The 24,510-nt window shown below is 69.6% G+C and carries 15 protein-coding genes; 3 read left to right on the top strand and 12 right to left on the bottom strand.

All coding sequences use genetic code 11. The annotated features are described in order from the left end of the window. Nucleotides 1–51 precede the first annotated feature (51 nt). From CTB96_RS05890 to CTB96_RS05855, 8 genes are all read right to left on the bottom strand, one after another. A complete protein-coding gene (locus tag CTB96_RS05890; RefSeq protein WP_248283239.1) occupies nucleotides 52–2,421 on the bottom strand; it encodes a transglutaminase family protein in 2,370 nt (789 codons plus the stop codon). Continuing rightward, complete coding sequence (locus tag CTB96_RS05885) at nucleotides 2,418–3,587, bottom strand: DUF58 domain-containing protein (RefSeq protein WP_110126001.1); 1,170 nt, start codon at nucleotides 3,585–3,587, stop codon at nucleotides 2,418–2,420. Before CTB96_RS05885 ends, CTB96_RS05890 begins: the two co-directional genes overlap by 4 nt. Further along, nucleotides 3,577–4,557 (bottom strand): AAA family ATPase, encoded by a 981-nt coding sequence (locus CTB96_RS05880; RefSeq protein WP_110126286.1) that lies wholly within the window; start codon nucleotides 4,555–4,557, stop codon nucleotides 3,577–3,579. Before CTB96_RS05880 ends, CTB96_RS05885 begins: the two co-directional genes overlap by 11 nt. A gap of 59 nt (nucleotides 4,558–4,616) precedes the next feature. Next, nucleotides 4,617–10,547, bottom strand: a complete 5,931-nt coding sequence (locus CTB96_RS05875) for an Ig-like domain-containing protein (RefSeq protein ID WP_110126000.1) — start codon at nucleotides 10,545–10,547, stop codon at nucleotides 4,617–4,619. Beyond that, nucleotides 10,544–11,971 carry a serine/threonine-protein kinase gene (locus tag CTB96_RS05870; RefSeq protein ID WP_110125999.1) on the bottom strand — a complete coding sequence of 476 codons (1,428 nt, stop codon included), beginning with the start codon at nucleotides 11,969–11,971 and terminating at the stop codon, nucleotides 10,544–10,546. Before CTB96_RS05870 ends, CTB96_RS05875 begins: the two co-directional genes overlap by 4 nt. A 154-nt stretch (nucleotides 11,972–12,125) precedes the next feature. After that, complete coding sequence (locus CTB96_RS05865) at nucleotides 12,126–12,965, bottom strand: PP2C family protein-serine/threonine phosphatase (protein WP_110125998.1); 840 nt, start codon at nucleotides 12,963–12,965, stop codon at nucleotides 12,126–12,128. Nucleotides 12,966–13,010: 45 nt separating this feature from the next. Next, nucleotides 13,011–14,084 (bottom strand): FHA domain-containing protein, encoded by a 1,074-nt coding sequence (locus CTB96_RS05860; RefSeq protein ID WP_110125997.1) that lies wholly within the window; start codon nucleotides 14,082–14,084, stop codon nucleotides 13,011–13,013. A gap of 58 nt (nucleotides 14,085–14,142) precedes the next feature. Further along, nucleotides 14,143–15,570 carry a gamma-aminobutyraldehyde dehydrogenase gene (locus CTB96_RS05855; protein WP_110125996.1) on the bottom strand — a complete coding sequence of 476 codons (1,428 nt, stop codon included), beginning with the start codon at nucleotides 15,568–15,570 and terminating at the stop codon, nucleotides 14,143–14,145. A 124-nt stretch (nucleotides 15,571–15,694) separates the two neighbouring features. Between CTB96_RS05855 and CTB96_RS05850 the strand changes: the two genes are divergently transcribed. After that, nucleotides 15,695–16,177 (top strand): Lrp/AsnC family transcriptional regulator, encoded by a 483-nt coding sequence (locus CTB96_RS05850; RefSeq protein WP_110125995.1) that lies wholly within the window; start codon nucleotides 15,695–15,697, stop codon nucleotides 16,175–16,177. Nucleotides 16,178–16,183: 6 nt separating this feature from the next. After that, the gene (locus tag CTB96_RS05845; protein ID WP_110125994.1) at nucleotides 16,184–17,608 is read left to right on the top strand and encodes an aspartate aminotransferase family protein; all 1,425 of its coding nucleotides are present in this window, start codon (nucleotides 16,184–16,186) and stop codon (nucleotides 17,606–17,608) included. Between the two features lie 32 nt (nucleotides 17,609–17,640). On the opposite strand, the gene CTB96_RS05840 is transcribed toward CTB96_RS05845, so the two are convergent. Then, nucleotides 17,641–18,903: a DUF4192 family protein gene (locus CTB96_RS05840; RefSeq protein ID WP_110125993.1), complete on the bottom strand. Its 1,263-nt coding sequence runs from the start codon at nucleotides 18,901–18,903 to the stop codon at nucleotides 17,641–17,643. A 160-nt stretch (nucleotides 18,904–19,063) separates the two neighbouring features. Here CTB96_RS05840 and CTB96_RS05835 point away from each other — a divergent pair, with 160 nt between their 5' ends. Beyond that, entirely contained in the window at nucleotides 19,064–19,699 is a 636-nt protein-coding gene (locus CTB96_RS05835) for an acetate uptake transporter (RefSeq protein ID WP_110125992.1), read from the top strand. Nucleotides 19,700–19,729: 30 nt separating this feature from the next. On the opposite strand, the gene CTB96_RS05830 is transcribed toward CTB96_RS05835, so the two are convergent. From CTB96_RS05830 to CTB96_RS05820, 3 genes are all read right to left on the bottom strand, one after another. Further along, nucleotides 19,730–21,616: an ABC transporter ATP-binding protein gene (locus CTB96_RS05830; RefSeq protein ID WP_110126285.1), complete on the bottom strand. Its 1,887-nt coding sequence runs from the start codon at nucleotides 21,614–21,616 to the stop codon at nucleotides 19,730–19,732. A 74-nt stretch (nucleotides 21,617–21,690) separates the two neighbouring features. Further along, nucleotides 21,691–23,424, bottom strand: coding sequence for an ABC transporter ATP-binding protein (locus tag CTB96_RS05825; RefSeq protein ID WP_110125991.1), 1,734 nt, complete (start codon nucleotides 23,422–23,424; stop codon nucleotides 21,691–21,693). 53 nt (nucleotides 23,425–23,477) lie between these two features. Continuing rightward, entirely contained in the window at nucleotides 23,478–24,440 is a 963-nt protein-coding gene (locus CTB96_RS05820) for an aldo/keto reductase (protein ID WP_110125990.1), read from the bottom strand. Nucleotides 24,441–24,510 lie beyond the last annotated feature (70 nt).

The raw sequence follows: 24,510 nt of genomic DNA, 5'->3' as shown, positions 1-24,510 counted from the left end.
CTCCGCAGAACATGGCGCCGTCCGGCAGGTGCGCGCCGCAGATCTGGCAGTTCACAATCCTGTTCCCTTCGTGCTCTCGCCCGCTCCCTCCAGCATGCGCCTCGGTCGACCCCGCCCGGTCGTTCTCTTAGCGTAGCGACCGAACGACCGCACCGAGATTGCCGCGCGTAGGCGGTCTCGACGGGTATGGCTGGAGCGCAACGTGTTCTGCAATTCCCGCACGCCGACCCAGACGCCGTCGGCGTCGGTTCCCGCGGTACCGTCGGGCGCGAACACGGCGCGGTCCACCTCCGTGGCCAGCCAGTGCGCGCGCACCCCACCGACGGCTGTGGCGAGCTCGAGTCTGGTGGCCTGCGCTGGAACGGCCACGCCGTAGTCGGTGACGCTGTCCTGGAACTCCTGCCAGCCACCGAGGATCCGGTCGATCGGCCGGCGAGCACGGCGTCGGTTGCGGCGACGGCGCCATTTGAGGAGTAGCACTCCGAGGAACGGCGAGACCAGCAGCGCGAGCCCGAGCAGCGTCCACCCGGCGATGACCAGGGCCAGCCGCACGGCCGCCCAGAAGGGGTCGTCGGTTGCCGGCGGGTCGGCGGTGGTACTCTCCGGCGGGGTCGGGTCGACCTGGTCGACCGTGTCGGGCACCGTCGGCGGCAGCACGGTCTGCGGCCGGGCAACCGAGGTGGGGTCGTCCGGTTGCAATTCGGGAACATCGCGCACCGGCGGGTTGGGGTCGAGCGTCACCCAACCGCGGTCCTTGACCTGCACTTCGATCCAGGCCGACGCCTCCGCGCCGGTCACCGGCACGGCGGTGTTCGTGCTGCTGTCGGCCGGAACGAATCCCAGCACGACCCGAGCCGGGAAGCCCAGCTGCCTGGCCATCAGCGCCGCCGTCACCGCGTACTGTTCCGCGTCGCCGAGCATCGGGGTGTCGTCGAGCAGCTCGCTGATGCGGTCGGCGCCGTGGCCGGACCGGCTGACCGGTTCGCCGGCCGAACCATGGCTGACGTATCCGGTCGTGGCCAGGCCGTCGAGCATGGCCTGCAGCTGTTCGCCGGGGCTCTGCCCGGGGCGCAAGAACCCGGCCAACGCGTCGTCGAGGCCGTCCGGAACCACCTCCACCGGTGGCAGCACGGCCGGTCCAGGCTGGGCGTCGGCGAGGTCGGTCGGAGCCGCCGGCAGCACGGCGGTACTGGTGTAGCCGTCGCCCCTGGTCAGGCCGGAGACCACCGCAGCGGTACCGCCCAGATCGTTGTAGACGAATGATTCCTGCAGCGCGGCAGCAGAACGGCCCGTGAAGTCGATCTGCTGCAGTTGGCCGGCCCCCGGCACCCAGATGCCCGCATACCCGTCGATGGTGACGGTGAGGTTGACCTCGTCTCCGCGCACCGCGCTCTGGTCGAGGCGGTACGGCAGCCGGGAGAAGGTGCCGGAGTCAGCGGTGCCGGCCGTATCCGCCGCCCCGACGGCGTACACCACCCCGTCGTACTCGTCCAGGCTGGCCAGGCGGATGCGCCCGCCGGCCGGCAGTCCGGCCACGTCGAACAGCACGGTATCGGCAAGCTCCGGCTGCAGGTAGCTGCGGAACGCGCTGAGCGGGCTGGGATACGCGCGGGCGTCGAACGGCGCCACCACCCGGGTGCGCAGCACGTCCCTGGGCGCCGTCGCCGGGAGCGCGGCGGCGGCCAGGCCTCCGCCGAGGATTGCCACCACCAGCACCGTAGCCGCGGCAAGGAGAGAGCGGGCGGCGCCGACCCGGCGCTCGACTGCCGGCAACACGCCGGTCGACGCCGGCAGCAGCCTCTGGCGGCGCCGCTCCCGGTTGGACCAGAGCAGCCAGAGCACCAGAACGGTGACGAGACCGAGACCGCTGGCCAGCGGTGCGAGGTCGTCCTGGGCGCCGGGACCGAACGCTATTCCGGCCAGGAAGAGGCCGAGCGGGGCCAGCAGGGCGAACTCGGCGGTGCGGGCGCGCAGGGCGAGGGAGAGCCCGGTCACACTCGTCAGCAGCACCAGGATCAGCGCCGGCACGAGCAGGGCCTGGTACGACCCGACGGGCAGCACGATCGTCACCAGCTGTTTCCAGCTCAACCAGGTGGCCGGCACCAGCTCGGCCAGTCCGGCCAGGCTCGGCAGCACCCCGAAGGCCGCCTGCCCCGGCACGGCAAGCGGCACCCCGACGACCAGGTAGACCACCACGGCCACCGAGCCGACCAGCCAGGCCGGCCAGCGCCAGAGCGCGCCGGCGACCGCGACGCCGGCGCCGAGCACGGCGGCGACGACGACCAGCACCACGAACGCGGCGCTCTGGTAGACAGGCCACAGCGCGGTCGCGGCGACGGCCGTCGCGGTGAGCAGCAGCACGGTGCTGACGAGGGTGTTGCCCGGCCGCAGCCGGCGCGAGGCTCCCACTGGTGCGCTCACGCGGCCACCCCGCGGGCGAGGCTGTGCTGCAGGTCGTCGAGATAGCCGATGGTGAGAACGCTCAGGCCGCCGGCCCGGCGGAACCCCGGTTGGGCGCCGGGCTCGCAGAGCACGGCGACGGCCTCCACCCCGACCGGGAACGCCGCTGCAGCGGCCCGCAGCACGGCCAGCGGTGTCGCAGAGCCGCAGACCAGGAACGCCACGGACAGTCCGTTCATCGACGAGGCGGCCTGACGGGCCAGCGCGTGCAGGTCGGCGGCACCGGCGGCCAGGTCGATGCGGCTGAGGTCGTCGAGCAACCGGGTGGGGGTGATCACGGTGAGCGAACCGGAACTGACCAGGATGGACAGGGTGCGGGCGTCCCGGATCGCCCGGATGCCCAGCGACCCGGCCACGCTCACGGCGAGTTCGAATTCGTCATCGTCGGCGAAGTCGGCCGGGGCGAGGCTCAATGCCACGAGCAGGTGGCTGCGCCGGGTCTGCTCGTACTGGCGCACCATGAACCGGCCGGTTTTCGCCGTGCTCTTCCAGTGGATACTGCGCCGGTCGTCACCCGGCTGGTATTCGCGCAGCGCGTGGAAGGCCACGTCGCTCGCGGTGAGGTCACGGGTGGGGGCGCCTTCGAGGTCGCGCACGAAGCCCTGGCTCATGCTTGGGATGGCGATGGTGCGCGGGTGCACGAATAGGTCGATCCGCTGGGCGAGCACGGTCTCGTGCCGCACGAGCCCCACCGGGTCGGCTCGCACGGTGTGCACGGGCCCGATCGGGATGATGCCGCGCCGCACCGCGGGCACCACGAAGACGTCACCGACCTCCGCGCCGGCAGCCAGGCTCCGAATGGGGAACTCGACCAGCCCGGCGCCCACCGGAACCTGCACCGTGACGGCGGCCAGCCGCCGACCGGTCGGGTTCCGCACATCCACCTGGCCCGGCACCCGCTCCCCCGCCACGACCCGGCTTACCGGCACGCTCAGGCGCACATCGTGCGCGCTCCGGCCGAGCAGGTGCGCCAGGGCAACGAGGGTGAGCACAGTCGCGGCCCAGCCGACCACCACCAGTTCGGCCCAGCCCAGGCCGTAGCCCGCCGCCAGGGCCGCCACCGCGGCCGCGGCGACGGTCCAGCCGAGCGGCGTCACCGCCCGGGGCCCCTGCAGTCTAGAGAGCATCCGCCCGCGAGTCCTCCCCGCTGCGGGGCGGCACCGTCTCGACCAGGATGCGCCCGATCACTCTGGACGGGCTGACCCCGTCGAACTCGGCTTCGGGGTCGAGCAGCAACCGATGCGCGAGCACGGGTTCGGCGAGGGCCTTGACGTCGTCGGGGGTCACGTAGTGCCTGCCCTGCGAGGCGGCGTAGGTCTTGGCGGTGCGGATGAGGGCCAGGGCGCCGCGCACGCTCGCGCCCAGGCGAACCTCAGGGCTGGTGCGGGTGGCGTCCACCAGCCTGGCCACGTAGTCGTTGATGGTCGGGTCCACGAACACCGTGCGGGCCAGCGCGGCCACCTCCACTACCGACTCGGCCGACAGCACCGGTGCGACGCGCACGTCGTGCGCCCGCCGGGCGGCGCCCTCGAGGATGCGCACGGTGGCGGCGTGGTCCGGGTAGCCGATCGAGGCCTTCATCAGGAACCTGTCCAGTTGGGCCTCTGGCAACCGGTAGGTGCCGGCCTGCTCGATCGGGTTCTGGGTGGCGATGACCATGAACGGCCCGGTCACCTGGTGGGTCACCCCGTCGGCGGTGACCTGGCCCTCCTCCATCACCTCGAGCAGCGCCGACTGGGTCTTCGGGCTGGCCCGGTTGATCTCGTCGGCGAGCACGATGTTGGCGAACACCGGCCCGCGGTGGAATTCGAACGTGCCGCCGCGCTGGTCGTAGATGCTCACCCCGGTGATGTCGCCCGGCAGCAGGTCCGGCGTGAACTGCACCCGGTTACTGGTGCCGCGCACGCTCTGGGCGATGGCGCGGGCCAGTGAGGTCTTTCCGGTGCCAGGCACGTCCTCGAGCAACAGGTGTCCCTCGCTGAACAGGGCGGTGAAGGCCAGCCGGATCACGTGCTGCTTGCCCAGCACCACCTCTTCGACCCCCCGGACCAGGCGGTCGAACAGGGCCTGGAACTGGGCGGCTTCCTCGCCGGTCATCAGCTCGGGCGCACGCAACGCATCCGGCTGGCCAGGGTGCACACGATCGGGGGTGTGGGTCATGGCGTGATCGCTTTCGTCGGGATCGGGCGGGAGTAGTCGAAGCTGTGACCGGCCACGGTCACGGTGAGCAGCACGGTGCGCTCGCCGGTTCCAGAGCCGGGCGGGCCGGGCAGGGTGCAGGTGGTGGCGCTGTCGGCGGGGGTCGGCAGGGCGGCAGACCCGTCGATGCGGCAGGCGAAGCTCGCCGTCAGGGCACCGTTGGCGGGGCCATCGGTCCAGGCGAACCGTCCGGCCGCACTGTCGTAGTCGAGCCCGGTCACCGTGAAGGTCACGGATGCTTCGGGCGCGGTGGTCGTCTCCGACCACGGTCCGCACGAGCCCCACACGGTGCAGGCCTGCAGTTGGAATGCGACCGGGCGACCAAACGGCTGGCCGAGCAGGTCACGGGGCCAGGCGCTGTCGGTGAAGGCCTGCACGGTTCCGCTGCCGGGGGCGCGCAGGTTGTAGTGGTCGATCCCGGCCGATGGCTGTACCGCGGTGAGGTGGTAGTCCCAGGTATCACCGCGCTGTTCCATCGCCCCGGTCACCTCGGTGACGGCACCGGGCGCCGGGCGCACCAGCACGGTGGCGACGGCCGTCGCAGCGCAGCCGGCCCGGTTGTAGCCCCAGACCACGAACGAGTAGGTGCCGTCGTCGGCGAGCAGGCCGTCGAACACGGCGCTCCGGGTGCCGGCCGGCACGCCCTGTTGGTCGAGCACGACGCCGCCGGTCCTGGGTGCGGTGAGGGTGCCCGGTGCCGGGCCGGACACTGAGCAGGCCTGCGCACCGGTGGGCACGGTGTTTCCGCTGATGCGTTGCACGTAGTAGCCGCCGATGGCGTCGCCGCGGTCGGCGAAACCATCCCACGCCACGGTCACGGCGCCACTGGCATCCGTGGCCGTCGCCGTGATGCCGCCGGCCACCGCCGGGCCGTACGGCTGCCCGCTGGCGGTGGCGGTGTTCCAGCTCGACAACGCCGGGTAGGCGTCGTTCCGGGCGCTCACGGTGAAGGCCACGGTGGAGCCGTTCTCCAGTCCGTCCACCTTCAGGCTGCAGCTCTCCTCGTCGCAGTTGGGCCCGGTGGCGCTGACCTCCGGCTGGGCGACGCCGGCGACACTGACCTGGTAGCCGCGGATGTCGGTGCCGCGGCCCGACGCCGGCACGGTCTTCCAACGCAGCGTCAGCCCGCCGTCTCGGGGCGCGGCGGTCAAGCCGGTCGGAGCGGCTGGGATGACATCTGACCACGCCGTTGCGGCCAGGGTGGTGCTCTCGGAGGCGCCGACGGCGTTCTGCGCGGTCACGGCGACGCGCACTGCGTTGGCCTGGCCGTTGCCGGGGGTCGCCAGGGTGCAGGTGGTGGAGGCGCAGCCGGTGCTGCTGAGCGCCCGCCCGGATGCCGCATCGATGGTGGTGACCTGATAACCGGTCAGCGGCGAATTGTTGGCGGCGCCGGGGTTGAAGGCCACGGTGATCGCGCGGTCGGCGAAACCGGTGACGGTCAGGGCGGTGACCGGGTCGGGCACGTCCTGTACCGAGATCCGCACGGTTCCCCAGGTGTAGCGGTCCGGATCATCGGTGGCGTCGGCGACCTGGTACTGCAGGGTGGTGTCGGTGGGTGCGGCCTCGGCGGCCACCTGCACGGTGAGCCGGCTGTTGTCGGCGCTGGGGGTGATCGTCAGCCCGGCCGGCAGGGCGGCCGAGTCGAGGCCGCGCACGGCGACGACGCGCAAGGGCACGGCGGGGAACGGGTTGGTAGCGCCGTCGTTGGCGAGTACGTCGATGACGGTGCTGCGCCCCCGGGGCGCGATGGCGGCATCCGTGGCCGGGATGGCCAACGGCCGGCTGGACGCCACCACGCGCAGGTCGATCCGGCCGGCCTTGCCGGCGCTGAGGTCGTCCCGCACGCCGATGGTGACCGCACTGGTGCTGCCCTTGGCCGTGCCCTCATGGGCGTGCACGGTGAGGAGGCTGCCGGCCAGAGTGTAGTCGAATCCGGTGGGCTGCGGGTCGAGCACCGTGTAGGCCAGCTCGTCCCGATCGTCGGGGTACGGGTAGGCGGTGAGCAGGGACAGGTCGATCACCCGGGTCTGGTCGGGTTCGAAGTCGATCAGCGCCCCGTCGAAGGCCGGTGGTTGGTTCTCGCGCGGAGTGACGTCGATCGGGAGCACAATCGTGGCGGTGCGGCCGGCCGGGCCGGTGGGGCTGGCGCCGTCCGTCACCTCGAACGAGATGGAGGCGGGCCCGAAATACTGGTCCGCACTGGTGAACGAGAGCGTGCCCGCTCCGGTACTGAGCGGGGCGTCGTTGGCGTGGGTGGCGCGCACGGTGTTCCGGTCGGTCAGCTGCACGCTCTTGCCCCCGACGGCCACAACGTAGTCGTTGATATCGATGCTGAGCGTGGCTTCGCTGGGCACGGTGAGCTTCGGGGCGCCGGCGCGCAGCTGTGGCAGCGCATCGTCGGTTCCCGGCACCCAGATGAAGGCGTACGAGACGATGCCGGGGTCGTCCGGATGGCTGACGCTGAACGGGATGATCTGGCTCGACGCGGTCACGGTGACCCGGATGCGTTTGTCGGCGGTCACGGTCGCGGAGCCGGCCGGTCCGGTGCCGGGCAGCACCGCGAGGGTGAGGGAACTGGCGGGCCCCTCGGCGAAGAACACCCGGGCGAGAACATCGACGTCGACGGTGTCCCGGCCGAGGACGGCGGACAGGGCCAGCCGGGTGTCGGACGCTTCGGGGTGGGCCAGGGGCGCATCCGTCGACACGGCGACGGTGAGGAACGCCGAGCTGGTGCCGCCGCGCTCGTTGCGGATCTCGTAGACGAAACCGTACCGGCCGGACACGTCACCGATGGTGACGACGATGAGGTCACCGTCGATGGCGGCGGCGGCGGCCAGCGCGGTGCCGGTCGTGCCGGCCGCGCTCTCGACGGCGGTGAGGGTGAGGGTGCCGCCGTCGGGGTCGGAGTCGTTGCCGAGCACCCGCACAGCCACCCGCGATCCCGGCCGCGCCGTCACCTCGTCGGGCAGGGCGACGGGGTTGCGTGCGCCGTCCGGGCGTGCGCTGATGCCCACCCGCACGGTTCCGACGGCGCGGGCGCCGAGGGCGTCGATGACGGCGTAGGTGAAGGTGTCGGTGCCGGCGGAGTAGTCGCCGGCCCGGTAGCTGAGCGAGTCGGCGTCGACGGCTGTGACGGCGCCTTTCTGCGGGTTGGTTTCCTGGCCGAGCAGTTGCACGGAGTCACCGTCCGGGTCGATGCCGGTGCGCGGGATCGGGATGCGCACGGTGTCGCCGGCCAGTACCCTGGCGGTCACCGTGAGGGGTTGGGGCGGGTTGTTGGTGGCCGGGTCGGCTTCGCGCACCGAGATGTGCACCTCGGCGTTGGCGAACTGGCCGTCAGGCGCGTTCACCCGGTACACCGCGGTGAAGTTTCCGGGGCTGGCAGGGGCGAGGTAGCGCAGCACCCGGCCGGAGGCGAACAGCAGCCCTGCGCCCTCCGGCAGGGCGGTGGCGAGCGTGGGATCGAGGGTGAGGGTGTCACCATCCGGGTGCACGTCGTTGGCCAGCACCGGGATGTCGATGGCGTCGCCGATGCGCACCGACACCGTGTCCGGTGACGCGACGGGCGGCTGCCGGGTGGTGGTGGCCGGGATCTCGATCACGGTGACGGTGCCGGTGGCCTCTGCCAGGCCGTTGCTGACCGTGTAGTCGAAGCTGCTCGAGCCGGACTCGAGTGGCCGGGCGAGGGTGACGCGCAGCAGGTGCTGGTCGAGCACCTCCACCGTGAGGTCGGCGGGCACGTTCCGACTGCCGGTGACCAGCAGCACTCCCCCGGCCGGGTCGATGTCGGTGGCGAGAACGTCGACGACGGTGGCCTGCTGGGCGCGGAGGAAGACCGTGTGCGGCACGGTGATGGGCCGGCCGGGACTGTCTGTGGCCGGGGCCACGTCCACCCGGATCACGCCGGTCACGGTGCTGACACCGTCGGTGACCGTGTAGTCGAGGTAGTGCACGCCGACGGCGTCGCTGACGAAGCGGAACGTGCCGGCGGCCGCATCCGTCGTGATGGTGACCTGGGGTGGAGCGGGAACCGCGCCCAAGCGGAGCGGGCCGGAGCCGCCCCTGGCGTGGTCGAGCGGCGACACCGTGATGTCGCTGCCCGCAGTGGCCTGCACGGCGAAGCCGTCGGCGACGATGGGCACGGAGCCGGCCGGTCGCACGTCGATGGCGAGCGTGCCCGTGCCGGTCAGGGTGCCGTCGGAGACGACGAGGCCCACCTGTTTCTCGGCTGCGCCGTCGCCGGAGTCGGTGAAGTGCACGCTGCCGGCCGGCGTGGAGGTGACGGCATCCGGCGCCACCGCGGTGGCGGCTGTGAGGTAGATCGGGTCCCCGTCCGGGTCGACCCAGTCGCCGAGCACCTGGCTGTCGACCCTGCCTCCCGCGGCGACGGTGGCCCGGGTCTGCCGCACTTGCGCCGGCGCCGAGTTCTCCTCCGCGGTGCGCACGGCCACGGTGACCCGCGCTGTCGCGGTACCGCCGCGGCCGTCGCTGATCGAGTAGTCGACGGTGACGGTGCCGGCGGCGTCGCCGGGAAGGGTGAGCTGCAGCTGCTGGTTGGCGGCGACGAGGTCGACTCGGCCCTGGCCGGCGGCCGGCTGCGTGACGCTGTCGATGACCAGCACGTCATTGTTCGGGTCGTAGTCGTTCAGCAGCACCGGCAGGATCACGGCACGGCCGGGCCTGGCGCCGAATTCATCGTCGACGGCGACGGGCGGCGCCTGGGTGTCGTCGTAGACGGGCGGGGTGTCGGCGGTGGCTTCCGTCACCTGCTGCTCGTCGGAGACCGGGTCGATGAGGTCGTCCCAGTTGTCGATCGCCCGGTTGTCCTTTTGCACGTTCCAGGTGGTTCCGTTGCGGGCGTCGTTCAGCAGCAGCCGGCTGCCGTTCTGCCGGAATTCGAGCCTGGCGTCCCCGGCGAGTCCGGCGAGGGCGGCCGTGCTGCCCGCCGGCGAGCCGATGCCGCAGGCCTGCCAGCTGGTGCCGTCCGCCCAGGCGGCATAACTGCACAGGCCGGTCGTGGTGGGTATCGCCGGGGCGCCGGCCGGGGCGACACCCGCCAGGAGTTCGGTGGCGGCGCCACCTGTGACCGGCACGGCGATCAGGCCGGAGCTGTGGGCGATCAGCACCCTGTCGCCCGTGGCGGCCGGCGCCTGCAGCCGGGGCTGGGCGTCGGCGGCGAGGTCGGCCGAAAGGTCGACGGCGCCGCCGGGCAGGTGCAGGATGCCGCTGGTGACGTTGAGCACCGCCCAGCTGCCGTTCACCTGGCTGAGTTGGTAGGCGTCGTCGGGGTCGCCCGCCTCGATGTCGGTGCTCTCGGCCACGGCGTCGGAGGTAGCGGAGTCGACTCGGCTGAGGGTCTGGGTGGCCGGAGTGAAGGCGAAAATGGTCCCGCCGGCCTCGACGCTGAACAGGGTGCCTGAGCCCAGAGCGAGGGCGGGGTCCGTGCTGCTGTCGAAGTCGGCCAGGGCGCTGGTCGGTGTCGTCCAGAGGTCTCCGTCGGCGGCGATCGTGGTGAGGTCGCCGGCCAGGCTCACCTCCGCGGCGTCGGGCGGTAGGGCGACGCTGTCGGTGAGGGCCGCCGTAGCGGGGTCGAGGATGTCCAGGGTGCCGCTGTCGACCACGAGCACGGTGGCGCCGTCCTGCACGAGCGTCGCGGTGCCGGAGTCCACCGGCACGATCGTGTTGAGCTCGCTGAGCTGGGTGTTCACCCGGCCGACCAGCTGCCGGGTTTCGCTGGCCACCCAGACGGCGGCGTCGCCGAGGTCCACTTTCTGGGCGGTGTAGCCGCCGGAGACCACGGCGAGGGTGACGACGAGAATGGTGACCAGGGTGCCGCTCGTGATCGACACGACGGCCGAGCGATGGGAGGCCAGGAACCGGCGGATCATGGGGTGCCCGGGGCCGGGTCGACACATTTCTCGGTGCTGGCGACGCCGGTGCGGCCGTCCCGGTTGACGCTCACGGTGATGCACACCGGGGCATCGCCGTCCGCGCCGGTCTGCACCGTGAACTCGGTCTCGCGCTGCATGCTGCTCGCGCCACCGTGCGGGGTGACCACGTAGTTGTCTCCGGCGGCGATCCCCGGGTCGGTCCAGCTGAACACGACGGTACCCGATTCGGCGCGACCCGACACGTCACTCACCCGCGGCAGGGCGCGCTCCGCCGGGGTCGTGGACGACGAGCCGAGTATCGGTCCCACCAGCAGGGCGCCCACCGCCACGCCGACCAGGAGCAGGCCGCAGGCCAGGAGGGCTCCCCCGGTGCGACGGCGGGTGCGGCCGGGTCTATTCGCCCGCGGGGCCGGGCCGGTCGCGCCCGGGCGGGCCCTGGCGCCCGCGGCCGCCGGCCGGCGTTGCCGCCGGGCCGGTTGGGCATCCACCGTGACCAGCCCGGTGATCCGGGTCTGGTCGGCGGCGTCGCCGACGGCCTGGGCTTCCCATTCCGCCGTGGCCAGTTCGACCGGGGTCTGGGCGAGGCCGAGTTCGGCTTCGACGGCCTGCAGCTCCCGGATCAGTTCCAGCGCACTGCCCTGGCGGCGCTCCGGCCGTTTGGACATCGCCCGTTCCAGCACCAGTTCGAGGCGGGCGGGCACATCGGGCCGACCGACGGCCGGCAGGGCCGATTTTCCGATCCGGGCGATCAACTGGGCCGGGGCGTTGACGTCACCGGGCAGCTCGAACGGTGACCGGCCGGCGAGCAGCGTATACAGGGTCGCGCCGAGGGCCCAGACCTCTGCGGCCACAGACCCGGCGGATTCGTCGAGCAGGATTTCGGGTGCAGACCAGGGAATCGACAGCCCCACCTGGTCGCTCTCCTCCACCTCACCGAGCGTCGCGGCGATACCGAAGTCGGCGAGCACAGGATGCCCGTACGCGGTCATCAGGATGTTCGACGGTTTGATGTCCCGGTGCAGCACCCCCTGCCGATGCGCGGTCTCCACGGCGCTGGCGATCGTCACGCCGATGCGCAGCAGCTCGGACACCGGCAGCCTGCCGGAGCGGTAGCGCGCGTCCAGGGAATCGGAGCAGTACTCCATCACCAGATAGGGGCGACCATCGGCGGACACCCCGGCTTGGTACACCGTGAGCACCGACGGGTGCGAGCTCAGCTGGGCCATCAGGTTGGCCTCGGCCTGGAACAGCCGGCGCACCGGATCCGTGACCATTTCGGCCAGCAGCACCTTCACGGCCACCTGGCGGCGCGGCAGGTTCTGTTCGTAGAGGAACACGTCGGCGAAACCGCCGGAGCCGAGCGGCCGCAGGTAGGAGAACCCCGGCAGCGCCGGGGGCGGTGATGGCAGTCGTGCAGCCATGTCGCCTCCCGTGTCGTCTCTGCTCGGTGCGGGTCGCGCCGACCCGACAGCCTGGGTCGGGCCTGCCGGGGTTCAGCGCTCTGCCTGGTTGTTGCGGTGTGGGGGCACCGTCACGGGTTACGCCGACCCCACCCGATTCTATGTCTGGGTTGGTTCAGGCCGAGGCAGCGACGTCGGCCGCGTCGCCCAGGTCGTCGACGCTCAGCACGTCGAGAACGATGGCGGTCACGTTGTCGCGGCCGCCGTTGTCGAGCGCGGCGGTGACGAGGGCCGACACGGCGTCCTCGGCTCGCGGGTTGGACATCAGGAAATGCCGGATGCCGTACGCGGTGAGTTCCTTGGTGAGTCCGTCAGAGCACACCAGCACCCGCAAGCCGGGCGTGATCGGCAGGATGCGGTAGTCGGGCACCGGCGGCTCGTGGAAGCCGACGGCCCGGGTGATCACGTTGCCGTGCGGGTGCACATCGGCTTCTTCCCGGGTGATGCGTCCGGCGTCCACGAGTTCCTGTACCACGGAGTGGTCGATCGTGACCTGCTCGAGCACACCGCCGGTGAGCTGGTAGACCCGGGAATCACCGATGTTGTAGGCAATGAGCTGGGGGCCCCCGGACACGACGGCCAGGGCGACACCGGTGACGGTGGTGCCGGTGCCGAGATCGGTGACGCCTTCTCCGGCCTTCATGTCGTCAACGGCCAGGGACAAGGCACGGTTGATGGTTTCGGCGGTGGTCACGCCCTCTGCGCCCTCGGCGGCGGTCAGCTCGGCGATCTCGGCGAGTCTGGTGACGACGGCCTTGCTGGCGACATCGCCGGCAGAGTGGCCGCCCATGCCGTCCGCGACAGCGAAGATGGGCGAAGTGGTCACCAGGCTGTCTTCATTGACTTCGCGGCGGTGGCCGGTGTCGGTGAGCGCGGCCCAGGCCAGGGTGACGGATTTCTTCACCGAGGGGAGCGCGATCGTGTGGCTGGGTGAGCCTTGACCTAATTGGGTCACGGGTGGTGCCTTCCGAAAGCAAACGCGGCAGGCAGCGAGCGACGGTCAGCCCGCTGGCAGTATCTCGATCAGGTTACCGTCCCCGATGTCCACAGTTGTACCGGGCAACACCGTCAGTGAGGCGCCGGAGCGGAGCCTTTGGGTGCGACCGAGGGCAAAACGCACCAGGGTTCCGTTGGTCGAGCCGAGATCCGTGAGCACGACGGCGTCGCCATCCTGGCGAATCTCGAGGTGGTTGGCCGAGACTATCGCGCTCGGCGATGCCACGGTGAGAAGTTCGAGCGTCTCGCCCTCGGGGATGCGCCGGGGGCGCGGACTGCGGCCGATCCGGTAGACCCTGTCGAGGGTGAGGTCCTCGCCGGTGGCCAGGCGGAAGCCGCACCGCCCGGCATCTCCAGCCGACAGCCGGACTGTTTCATCGACGAATTCGTCGACCGGTTCGGGGAGCGAGACAGCGCCGGCCACGACGACGGGATCGTCGAGCGGTTCGATGACGGCTGTGGCCACCATCTCCGCGGCCCCGGTGCGGTGCGGTTGGCGGTCCAGCATCACGGTGTCGTCAACGATCCGGCGCGGCCGAAGGACTGTGTCTTCTGTGCTCTGCCCCGCAACAGACCAGTACAGGGTGTCTCCGGTGTCGATCCCGGTGCCGAGCAGGCGACCGGAGCCCAGCCGGTCGGCGCGGGGAACGCTGGCCAGCGGCGACCCGATCATGAGCCCGGTCACGGCCTGGAATTCGGCCAGGAGCCACGGCCGGATGTTGCGGTCGGTGAACCGGCGCGACCCGCCGATGGAGAAGACGTCGACGGCGATGGCTCCGCGCACCACGGCATGCACCGGGATCCCGTCGTGCGGTGCCGGGTCGGTGCCGGTGGCCACGACCGTGCTGCCGGGAACGATGACCGCGAAGGAATGCACATCGTCAGCGCCGCCCAGCGGGATCAGGGCGACGAGCGTCTCGATCTCGACGACAGGCTCGGCGGCAAGCGCGTGCAGGGCGGCGATGACGGGCGTACCTGTGCCGACGGGCACGACGGCCAGAAAGCCGCGGCCGATGACGAAGGACCACTCCGCGATCTCCCCCGGCGCTGTGTCGCACCCGATCCGTCCCAGCTGCATCCGGCTCCTTCTCGTTTCTTCGATGCTAGACCCGTCGGGAAGCCGGTCCGGAAAAACCTCAGCCGATGTAGCTCATCACGTGCTTGATCCTGGTGTAGTCCTCGAACCCGTACATCGACAGGTCCTTCCCATAGCCGGAGTGCTTGAAACCGCCGTGCGGCATTTCCGCGACGATCGGAATGTGGGTGTTGATCCAGACGCAGCCGAAATCGAGCCGCTTGGCCATCCGCATGGCGCGGCCGTGGTTGGTGGTCCATACCGACGACGCCAACCCGTACTGCACGTCGTTGGCCCAGGCCAGCGCCTGGGATTCGTCGCTGAAACGCTGCACGGTGATCACCGGGCCGAAGATCTCGCGCTGCACGGCCTCGTCGGCCTGCCGCAGGCCGCTCACCACGGTGGCCTCATGAAAGTAGCCGGTGCTGCCCTGGCGGTGGCCGCCCAGTTCGACCACGGCGTGGTCGGGCAACCGGTCGATGAACCCGGTCACCTGGGCCAGCTGCTGCTTGTTGTTCACCGGGCCGAACAGGATGCCCTCGTCCGCGGGTGCGCCCGTGCGGGCGTTCTGGGCGGCGTGCGCGGCCAGCGCCGCCACGAACTCATCGTGGATGCCCTCCTGCACGAGTACCCGGGTGGCAGCGGTGCAGTCCTGGCCGGCGTTGAAGAAACCGGCGGCGCTGATGCCCTCCACGGCCTGGGCGATGTCGGCATCGTCGAAGACGATCACGGGGGCCTTGCCACCGAGTTCGAGGTGCACTCGCTTGAGGTCGGTGGCAGCGGCCTTGGCGACCTCCATGCCGGCCCGCACCGACCCGGTGATCGACACCAGCTGCGGGGTGGCGTGGTCGATCATCGCGGCCCCGGTGCTCCGGTCGCCCATCACCACGTTCAGCACGCCCGGCGGCAGGAATTCCGCGGCCACTTCGGCGAGCAACAGGGTGGCGCTCGGGGTGGTGTCGGAGGGTTTCAGCACGGTGGTGTTGCCCGCGGCGAGCGCCGGTGCGAACTTCCAGACCGCCATGTTCAGCGGGTAGTTCCACGGCGTCACCTGGCCGACGACGCCTATCGGCTCGCGACGGATGAACGAGGTGTGGTCCTTCATATACTCGCCACCGCTTCGGCCCTCGAGCACCCGGGCGGCTCCGGCGAAGAACCGGATCTGGTCGACCGAGACCAGGATCTCATCGTCGACGAGGGTGCCGCGCGGCTTGCCGGTGTCCTGGGACTCGGCGTCGGCGAATTCCTCGGCGCGAGCTTCGATGGCGTCGGCGATGCGGAACAGTGCGAGTTGACGTTCGGCCGGCGTCGACTCTCCCCAGCCCTCGAAGGCCGCCGCCGCCGCGCGGTAGGCGGTGTCGACGTCGGCGGCGTTCGACACCGGGCTGGTGCCGTAACTCTGCTCGGTGGCCGGGTCGATGAGATCGATGGTGGACTCGGCGGTGGACTCGACGTGTTCGCCGTTGATGAAGTTGCGTAGCGCGCTCATGGGCGCCAGCCTAGCTGCCAGCCCTCTGCACAATCTAGGGATGCACCGTGGGAATCCGTTGTGAAACTCTTGTTTCACGACTGATTCGCTTGCCGCTTGGCACCTTCGCTGCCACAATCGGGTGATGAGCAGTAACGGACGCGGCAGCGCAGGCAAATCGGCGCAACTGGATGAGGTGTCCAAGAAGATCATCGAGCAACTGCAGGTCGACGGTCGGCGCTCCTACGCGGAGATCGGCAAGGCCGTTGGGCTCTCAGAGGCAGCGGTGCGGCAACGGGTGCAGAAGCTCACCGAGGCCGGTGTCATGCAGGTCGTCGCGGTCACCGACCCGATGCAGCTGGGTTTCTACCGTCAGGCGATGATCGGCATCCGTGCCACCGGCGACACCCGGGTGCTCGCCGACCAGCTCGCGGCGATACCGGCCGTCGACTACGTCGTGCTCACGGCCGGCTCGTTCGACATCCTCGCCGAGGTGGTCTGCGAGAACGACGACGAACTGATCGCCCTGCTCAACTCACAGATCCGCAACCTTGAGGGGGTCTCGTCGACCGAGACCTTCGTCTATCTCAAGCTCCACAAACAGCTGTACAACTGGGGAACACGGTAACTCACGATGACTACGACCGAACAGACCAGCACACCTCGCGTCTACACCGACGCCGAGAACGCCGACCTGCAGCAGAAGGCGAAAGATCACCTCTGGATGCACTTCGCCCGACAGTCGGTGATGGAGTCTGGGGCCGGCGTTCCCATCATCACCAAGGGGCAGGGCCACCACATCTGGGACTCCACCGGCAAGCGCTACATCGATGGCCTGAGTGGGTTGTTCGTCGTGAATGCCGGGCACGGCCGCACCCGGCTCGCGCAGGCCGCGGCGAAGCAGGCCGAGGAACTGGCGTTCTTCCCGCTCTGGTCCTATGCCCACCCGAGTGCGATCGAACTCGCCGACAGGCTGGCCGAGCACGCCCCCGGCGACCTGAACCGGGTGTTCTTCTCCACCGGCGGCGGCGAGGCCGTCGAGACGGCGTTCAAGCTGGCCAAGTACTACTGGCGGCTGCAGGGCCGGCCGACCAAGCACAAGGTCATCTCCCGCTCGGTCGCGTACCACGGCACCACCCAGGGCGCGCTGGCCATCACGGGCATCCCCGCGCTCAAGGAGATGTTCGAGCCGGTCACCCCCGGTGGATTCCGGGTGCCGAACACCAACTTCTATCGCGCAGACGAGATGGGCTCCGGCCACGGCGACGACGTCGAGGCTTTCGGCCTGTGGGCGGCGAACCGGATCGAGGAGATGATCCAATTCGAGGGCCCGGAAACCGTGGCCGCCGTGTTCCTGGAGCCGGTGCAGAACTCCGGCGGCTGCTTCCCGCCGCCGCCCGGCTACTTCAAGCGGGTGCGGGAGATCTGCGACAAGTACGACGTTCTGCTGGTGGCCGACGAGGTCATCACCGCGTTCGGCCGCATCGGCAACATGTTCGCCTCGACCACGTTCGGCATCGAACCCGACATGATCACCTGCGCCAAGGGCATGACCAGCGGGTACTCGCCGATCGGGGCCACCATCGTGAGTGACCGCATCTACGAGCCGTTCAAACACGGCGACACGGCGTTCTACCACGGCTATACCTTCGGCGGCCATCCGGTCTCGGCGGCGGTGGCGCTGGCCAACCTCGACATTTTCGAGGAGGAGAAGCTGAACGAGAACGTACGGGAGAACTCCCCCGTCTTCCGGGCCGAGCTGGAGAAGCTGCTCGACCTGCCGATTGTGGGCGACGTGCGCGGAGAGGGCTATTTCTTCGGTATCGAACTGGTCAAGGACAAGGCCACCAAGGAGACCTTCAACGACGCCGAGTCCGAGCGCCTGTTGCGCGGCTACCTGTCCGGCGCACTGTTCGAGGCCGGCCTGTACTGCCGGGCGGATGACCGTGGCGACCCCGTGGTGCAGCTGGCCCCGCCGCTGACCATCGGACCGGCGGAGATCCGGGAGATCGGCGACATCCTGCACGGTGTGTTGTCGGAGGCGCCCAAGCACCTGTAGCCGTCTGCTCGCTGCAGACCAGTCGCAGCCGTCTAGTCAGTCGCCGCCTCGTCAACGGGCACCTCGAATGCCCACTCTGGCAGGTGCCCGCTGCCCAGGACCTGCAGCAACAGCAGCGCCATGCCGTATTCCGGGTCGATGTCGAGCGCGGTGTCGATGTAGATGCCGGCGACGGAGCCCTGGCCGAGCGTCCAGCTCAACCACGCCAGCATGCACAGCGGTGCCGGCCGGGCCGCCCGTGGCGCCATGGCCACGAGCAGTTTGAGCAGCCGGATGCCGCGCAGCACGCGCTCGGGATCCGGCCGCTGGGGGCTCAGGCCGAGCATCAGGTCACCAGTGGTGGGCGTGGTCTGCTCCCAGGCGCGCCCGGCGGCCATGTCCGCCTCCACCAGTGCGTCCATGTCGAGCCCGGTTTCCCGTTGCCGTCTGGCGTAGTGCCGGTTGAGGTCGTGACTGCGACGGCCCTCTTCTTCGCCGAAGGCGAATTGCAGCATCATCTGGTCGCGGGTAGCCGGCCCCTGCATCAGGAAGAGCAGCGCGGCGACCTCGTTGATGCTGAGCTCGGCGGGGTTCAGGCCGAGCACGGTTTCGGCGGTGCCGACGGGGTCGAGCATGTCGCCGACCATCTCGATCAGTTCCGGAATCGGCCCCAGGTCGGGGCCGAGGCGCTGGTACCGCGCCAGCCGCCGCGCGCACCGCTCCCGGGTGGCCAGGTCCACCTTGGGCAGCTCTGCGCCGGTCTGCAGCGTCGCGATCTGGCGGCGGGACCCCGCCGGGATGTCCTCGGCAACGCTCGACGCGGCGATGTCGCTGAGCGGATGCCGCACCGCCCGCCTGGCCGCACCATCGGGCGCCCGACCCGGTCGACCCCGGCCCGGGCCGGGGTCGAGGTCGAGGTAGCTGGCCCAGCCGTCCGCCGCCACGCAGAGCGCGTCCCGCACCAGGAACCCGGACTCCCCCGCCCGGGCCTGGATGGCCCGCAGGAATGCGCCCTGCGGGAGATCGGTCGCGGCTCCGGCCTGCTCATCGCCGATCTCCTGTTCGGTATAGACCACCGGAACGAGGGCGTCCACGCCGGGGATCTTGCACAGGGTGCCGAGCAGAGTCCCGGCGATGCGGCGCAGCTCCGCCGCCCCGGCCCCGTCGCGGGGCAGGTTGAAGCGCAGGGCGCCGCAGGTATGATTGCCGCGGAATGCGACCAGCACCAGGCTCTGTTGGGGCAGGAAACCCACCAGTTGGGGCACGAGGGCGAGAAAGTCCTGGGGAGTCGGGGTCTTCACGATTGTCTTCTGCATGGGGATCACCCTGCGCCGTGGGAGACCGCGACGACCGGACTGGCGGGCGCCTGTGCAGAACCCGATCGGCCGGCGGCCTGTGCACAGCGGCCGAATCCCCACCGGTACCCGGGCCGTTCGGCCCGAGGGCCGCCCTGCGCGGCTGATAATCTCAGAACAAATGAACCAGATTAATACGACTATTCCGCAAGCCCCCGCGGCTTCAGCCCCAACCGCGTCAGCACCCGTTGCAGCAGCTCCGTCCCACGGCGCCCTCGCCGACCCCGGCTCCCTCGGCCTGGCCGCATTCGCGCTCACCACTTTCGTGCTCAGCATGTCGAACACCGGCATCGTGCCCTCCAGCGCCGCGGTGCTCGGCCTCGCCCTGTTCTACGGTGGAATCGCCCAGGTGCTCGCGGGCCTCTGGGAGTTCTACAACCGCAACACGTTCGGCGCCACGGCGTTCACCTCGTTCGGCGCGTTCTGGTTGTCGTTCTGGTACCTCGAGAGCACCGGCGGCAACGTCGAGGCCGGAGCCGCCGGCATGGGCACCTTCCTGCTGGCCTGGACGATCTTCACGCTCTACATGACCGTGGCAGCCAAGAAGACCAACGGCTCGATCTTCGCCGTCTTCGTCGCCCTCACGATCACGTTCCTCTTCCTTGCCATCGGTGCGTACACCGGCATCACCGCCATCCACCAGCTCGGTGGCTGGTTCGGCATCCTCACGGCCCTGTTGGCCTGGTACGGCTCGTTCGCCGTGGTCTTCAACTCCACCGCCGGCCGCGCCGTGCTTCCCGTCTGGCCGTCCAAGTAACCCACCCCTCCCCCTCCCGCGAGCCTGGGGCTACTCGATGGCCGCCGCGAACTGGCTGTCGTAGAGGGCACGGTAGGCGCCGTCCGCCAGCAGCAGCTGCTCGTGGTTGCCCTGCTCCACGATCCGGCCGGCCTCCATCACCAGGATCAGGTCGGCGTCCCGGATCGTCGACAGCCGGTGCGCGATCACGAAGCTCGTACGATCGGCCCGCAGCGCGCTCATGGCGTGTTGGACGAGCACCTCGGTGCGGGTGTCCACCGAGCTGGTGGCCTCGTCGAGGATCAGTACGCTCGGCCGGGCCAGGAACGCCCTGGCGATGGTGAGCAGCTGCTTCTCGCCGGCGCTCACGTTGCCGCCTTCGTCGTCGAGCACGGTGTCGTAGCCGTCGGGCAGCGAGTGCACGAACCTGTCAACGTAGGTGGCCTTCGCCGCCTCGAGGATCTGCTCCTCGGTGGCATCCGGGCGGCCGTAGGCGATGTTGTCACGGATGGTTCCGCCGAACAGCCAGGTGTCCTGCAGCACCATGCCCATCCGGCCGCGCAGGTCGTTGCGGGTGATCTCTGCGATGTCCACGCCGTCCAGGGTGATCCGGCCGCTGTCGAGCTCGTAGAAGCGCATCATCAGGTTCACCAGTGTGGTCTTGCCCGCACCCGTCGGGCCGACGATCGCCACGGTCTGGCCGGGTTCGGCCACCATGCTCAGGTTCTCGATCAACGGCTTGTCGGCGCTGTAGCTGAACGACACCTTCTCGAACACCAACCGCCCGCGGGTCTCGGCGGGGGTCTCGGCCGGGTCGGCATCCGGGGTCTGCTCGTCGGCATCCAGCAGTTCGAAGACCCGCTCGGCGCTGGCCACACCGGACTGCAGCAGGTTGGCCATCGAGCCCAGCTGGGCCAGCGGCTGGGTGAACTGCCGGGAGTACTGGATGAACGCCTGCACGTCACCGAGCTGCATCGCCCCGGAGGCCACCTGCAGCCCGCCGACGACGGCGATGGCCACATAGACCAGGTTGCCGATGAAGGTCATCGCCGGCATGATCATGCCGCTGATGAACTGGGCCCCGAAGCTGGCCTGGAAGAGTTCGTCGTTCTTGGCAGCGAAGCGCTCGTCGACCTCCTTCTGCCGGCCGAAGACCTTGACCAGGGCGTGCCCGGAGAAGGTCTCTTCGATTTGGCCGTTCAGCTCACCGGTGTGTGCCCACTGGGAGACGAACAGCTTCTGCGAACGCTTGGCGATCAGCACCGTGGTCACCAGGGTGAGCGGCACGGTGACGAGTGCGATCACCGCGAGCAGTGGCGACAGCAGGAGCATCATCACGATCACGCCGATCACGGTGAGCAGTGACGTGACCACCTGGCTGAGCGATTGCTGGAGGCTCTGCGAGATGTTGTCGACGTCGTTGGTCACCCGGCTGAGCAGTTCGCCGCGCTTGACGGTGTCGAAGTAGCCCAGCGGCAGCCGGTTGATCTTGGCTTCGATCTCTTCGCGCAACCGAAACATGGTGCGCTGCACGACCGCGTTGAGCACCAGGGCCTGCAGCCAGCTGAACACCGAGGCGAAGATGTAGAGCGCCAGCACCCAGAACAGCACGCTAGACAGGGCGGCGAAGTCGATGCCCTGGCCCGGTGTCAGGGTCATGGCCCGAAGCATGTCGGCCTTGGTCGTGTCGCCGGATGCCTCGAGCCCGGCAATCACGTCGGCCTGGCTGAGCCCGGCGGGCAGGGTCTTCGACACGATGCCGGAGAAGATCAGGTTGGTGCCCTCGCCGAGCAGGCGCGGGCCGATCACCGAGAAGGTGACGCTGATCACGGCGAGAACCAGCACGAGCATGAGCCAGATGCGTTCCGGGCGCAGCTTGCCGATCAGCCGCTTGGCGCTCGGTCCGAAGTTCATGGCCTTCTCGGCCGGCATGTTCATGCCGCCGAACGGGCCGCCGCCGCGGGGAGGCCGGGCCCGGACCTTGTCGTCCGGGGTTTCTTCGGTGGTGTCGCTCACTTGGTGGCCTCCGCTGCCAGCTGGGATGCCGCAATTTCCTGATAGGTCGTCGACGTCGCCAGCAGTTCCTCATGAGAGCCGCTGGCCACGATCCGGCCGTCTTCGACGACGAGGATCTGGTCGGCATCAACGATGGTCGACACCCGCTGGGCGACGATGATCATGGTCGCGTCCGCGACGTCCTCGGCCAGCGCCGCCCGCAGGCGGGCATCCGTGGCGAGGTCGAGGGCCGAGAACGAGTCGTCGAAGATGTAGAGCTCCGGCCGCTTCACCAGCGCCCTGGCGATGGCCAACCGCTGCCGCTGGCCGCCGGACACGTTGGTGCCGCCCTGGGCGATCGGGGCGTCGAGCCCGCCCTCGAGCCGCTCCACGAAGTCCCGGGCCTGGGCGGTGTCCAGCGCCTGCCAGATCTCCTCCTCCGTCGCATCCGGTTTGCCGTATTGCAGATTGCTGCGCACCGTGCCGGAGAACAGGTAGGGCTTCTGCGGCACCAGCCCGATGTGCCCCCAGAGCAGGTCGGGGCTGATCTCGCGCACGTCGACGCCGTCGAAGAGCACGGTGCCGCTGGTGGCGTCGAACAGGCGCGGCAGCAGGTTGACCAAGGTGGTCTTGCCCGAGCCGGTGCTGCCGATGATCGCGGTGGTGAAACCGGGCCTGGCGACGAAGCTGATATCGCTGAGCACGGGCTGCTCCGCCCCGGGGTAGGCGAAGCCCACTCCGCGTAATTCGAGCTCGCCGTGCCCGATGGTCGCGGTCACGGGGTTCAGCGGCGGGCGCACACTCGACGCGGTGTCGAGCACCTCGCCGATGCGGTCGGCCGAAACTGTGGCGCGCGGGATCATGACGGCCATGAAGGTGGCCATCATCACGGCCATCAGGATCTGCATCAGGTAGCTGAGGAAGGCGATCAGGGTTCCCACCTGCATCGAGCCGTCTTCGATGCGGAACGCGCCGAACCAGATCACGGCGACGCTGGAGACATTCAGCACCAGCATCACGACGGGGAACATCAACGCCATCAGGTTGCCGGCCTGCAGGGCGGTGTCGGTGACCTCGGCGTTCGCCTTGGCGAACCGGCGGGTTTCGACGTCTTCGCGCACGAACGCGCGCACCACCCGGATGCCGGTGAGCTGTTCACGCAGCACCCGGTTGACGGTGTCGATGCGGGCCTGCATCACCCGGAACAGCGGCACCATACGCACGATGATGAGGCCGACGGCTACGAGCAGCACCGGCACGCTCACGGCGATCAGCCAGGACAGTTCGAGGTCCTGCCGCATCGCCATGATCACCCCACCGATGCAGAGGATGGGTGCGCTCACCAGCAGCGTGCAGGTGGTGAGCACGAGCATCTGCACCTGTTGCACATCGTTGGTGGAGCGGGTGATCAACGACGGCGCACCGAACTTGCTGACCTCCTGCTCAGAGAATTCGCCCACCCGGGTGAACACGGCGCCGCGCAGGTCGCGACCGACGGCCATGGCCACCTTCGCACCGAAGTAAACCGCGATGATGGCGCAGATGATCTGGCCGAGGGTGATCAGCAGCATCACCCCGCCGACGCGGAGGATGTAGCCCGTATCCCCCGTGGCCACGCCCTCATCGATGATGTCTGCGTTCAGTGCGGGCAGGTAGAGAGACGCGATCGACTGCGCCAATTGGAAGATGACGACACCGACCAACAGCCGCCAATGCGGGCGTAGGTAGCGCACGAGCAATTTCCAGAGCATTCGTTGTCCTTGGGTGTGACTGTCGGGGGTCGAGTGGGGTGCGGAGGTGATGGTCAGACGAAAAGAGCGGAGATGTAGGCGACGTCCTCAGCGGTCGGTCGCCACGCCGTGGCAGCTTCGGCGTTCTGCACGATCTGCTCCGGCTTGGTCGCGCCGGCGATCACGCTGGTCAGCCCGGGCTGCGCCAACAGCCAGGCGAGGGTGGCGGCGAGCATGGTCACGTTGCGGTCGTCGCAGAACTGCTGGTAACGCTCGATGGTGTCCCAGGGGGCGTCGTCGAGCAGGTGCCGGCGGATCATCATGATGCGGCTGTCCGCCGGGCCGCCCTCGCGGTTGAACTTGCCGGTGAACAAGCCGTTGTAGAGCGGGAAGAACGGCAGGAAACCCAGACCGTATGCGTTCACGGCCGGCAACACCTCGTCCTCGGCGTCGCGCACGAGCAGGCTGTACTCGTTCTGCGACGAGATGAACGCGGGATGACCGTTCATCCTGGCGGTGAATTCGGCCTCGGCGATCTGCCAGCCGGCCAGGTTCGAGTGCCCGATGTAGCGCACCTTGCCCTCGGTGATGAGGTCGTCCAGCACGGCGAGGGTCTCCTCGATGGGCGTGTTCGGGTCGGGCTGGTGCAACTGGTAGAGGTCGATCCAGTCGGTCTGCAACCGGCGCAGCGACGCCTCAACGGCCAGCCGGATGTACCGGCGCGAGCCGCGGGTGTTCCAGTCCGGCCCGTTTCTGCCCGCCATGTCCATGCCGAACTTGGTGGCGAGCACGACCTGGTCGCGCTTGCCGCGCAGGGCATGCCCCATCAGGGTCTCACTGAGTCCGCGCTCGGCACCGTAGATATCGGCGGTGTCGAAGAGGGTGACGCCGGTGTCGATGGCGGCGTCGATCACCAGGGAGGTACCGGCCTGACCTTCGGTGCTCGTGCCGGTACGGCCGAAGTTGTTGCAACCGAGTCCGATCGTGGAGACGATCAGGCCGGAGTTGCCGAGAGTGCGATAGTCGATCTGAGCCATTGCATAATGCTATGCCTCCGCCCGGCACGATTGACGACCGTTTTGCGACCAACGTCCCCTCCTCCACAGG

The organism is Cryobacterium arcticum, assembly GCF_003185895.1.
Lineage (GTDB): Bacteria > Actinomycetota > Actinomycetes > Actinomycetales > Microbacteriaceae > Cryobacterium > Cryobacterium arcticum.
This window is presented reverse-complemented; position numbering and strand designations above follow the sequence as displayed.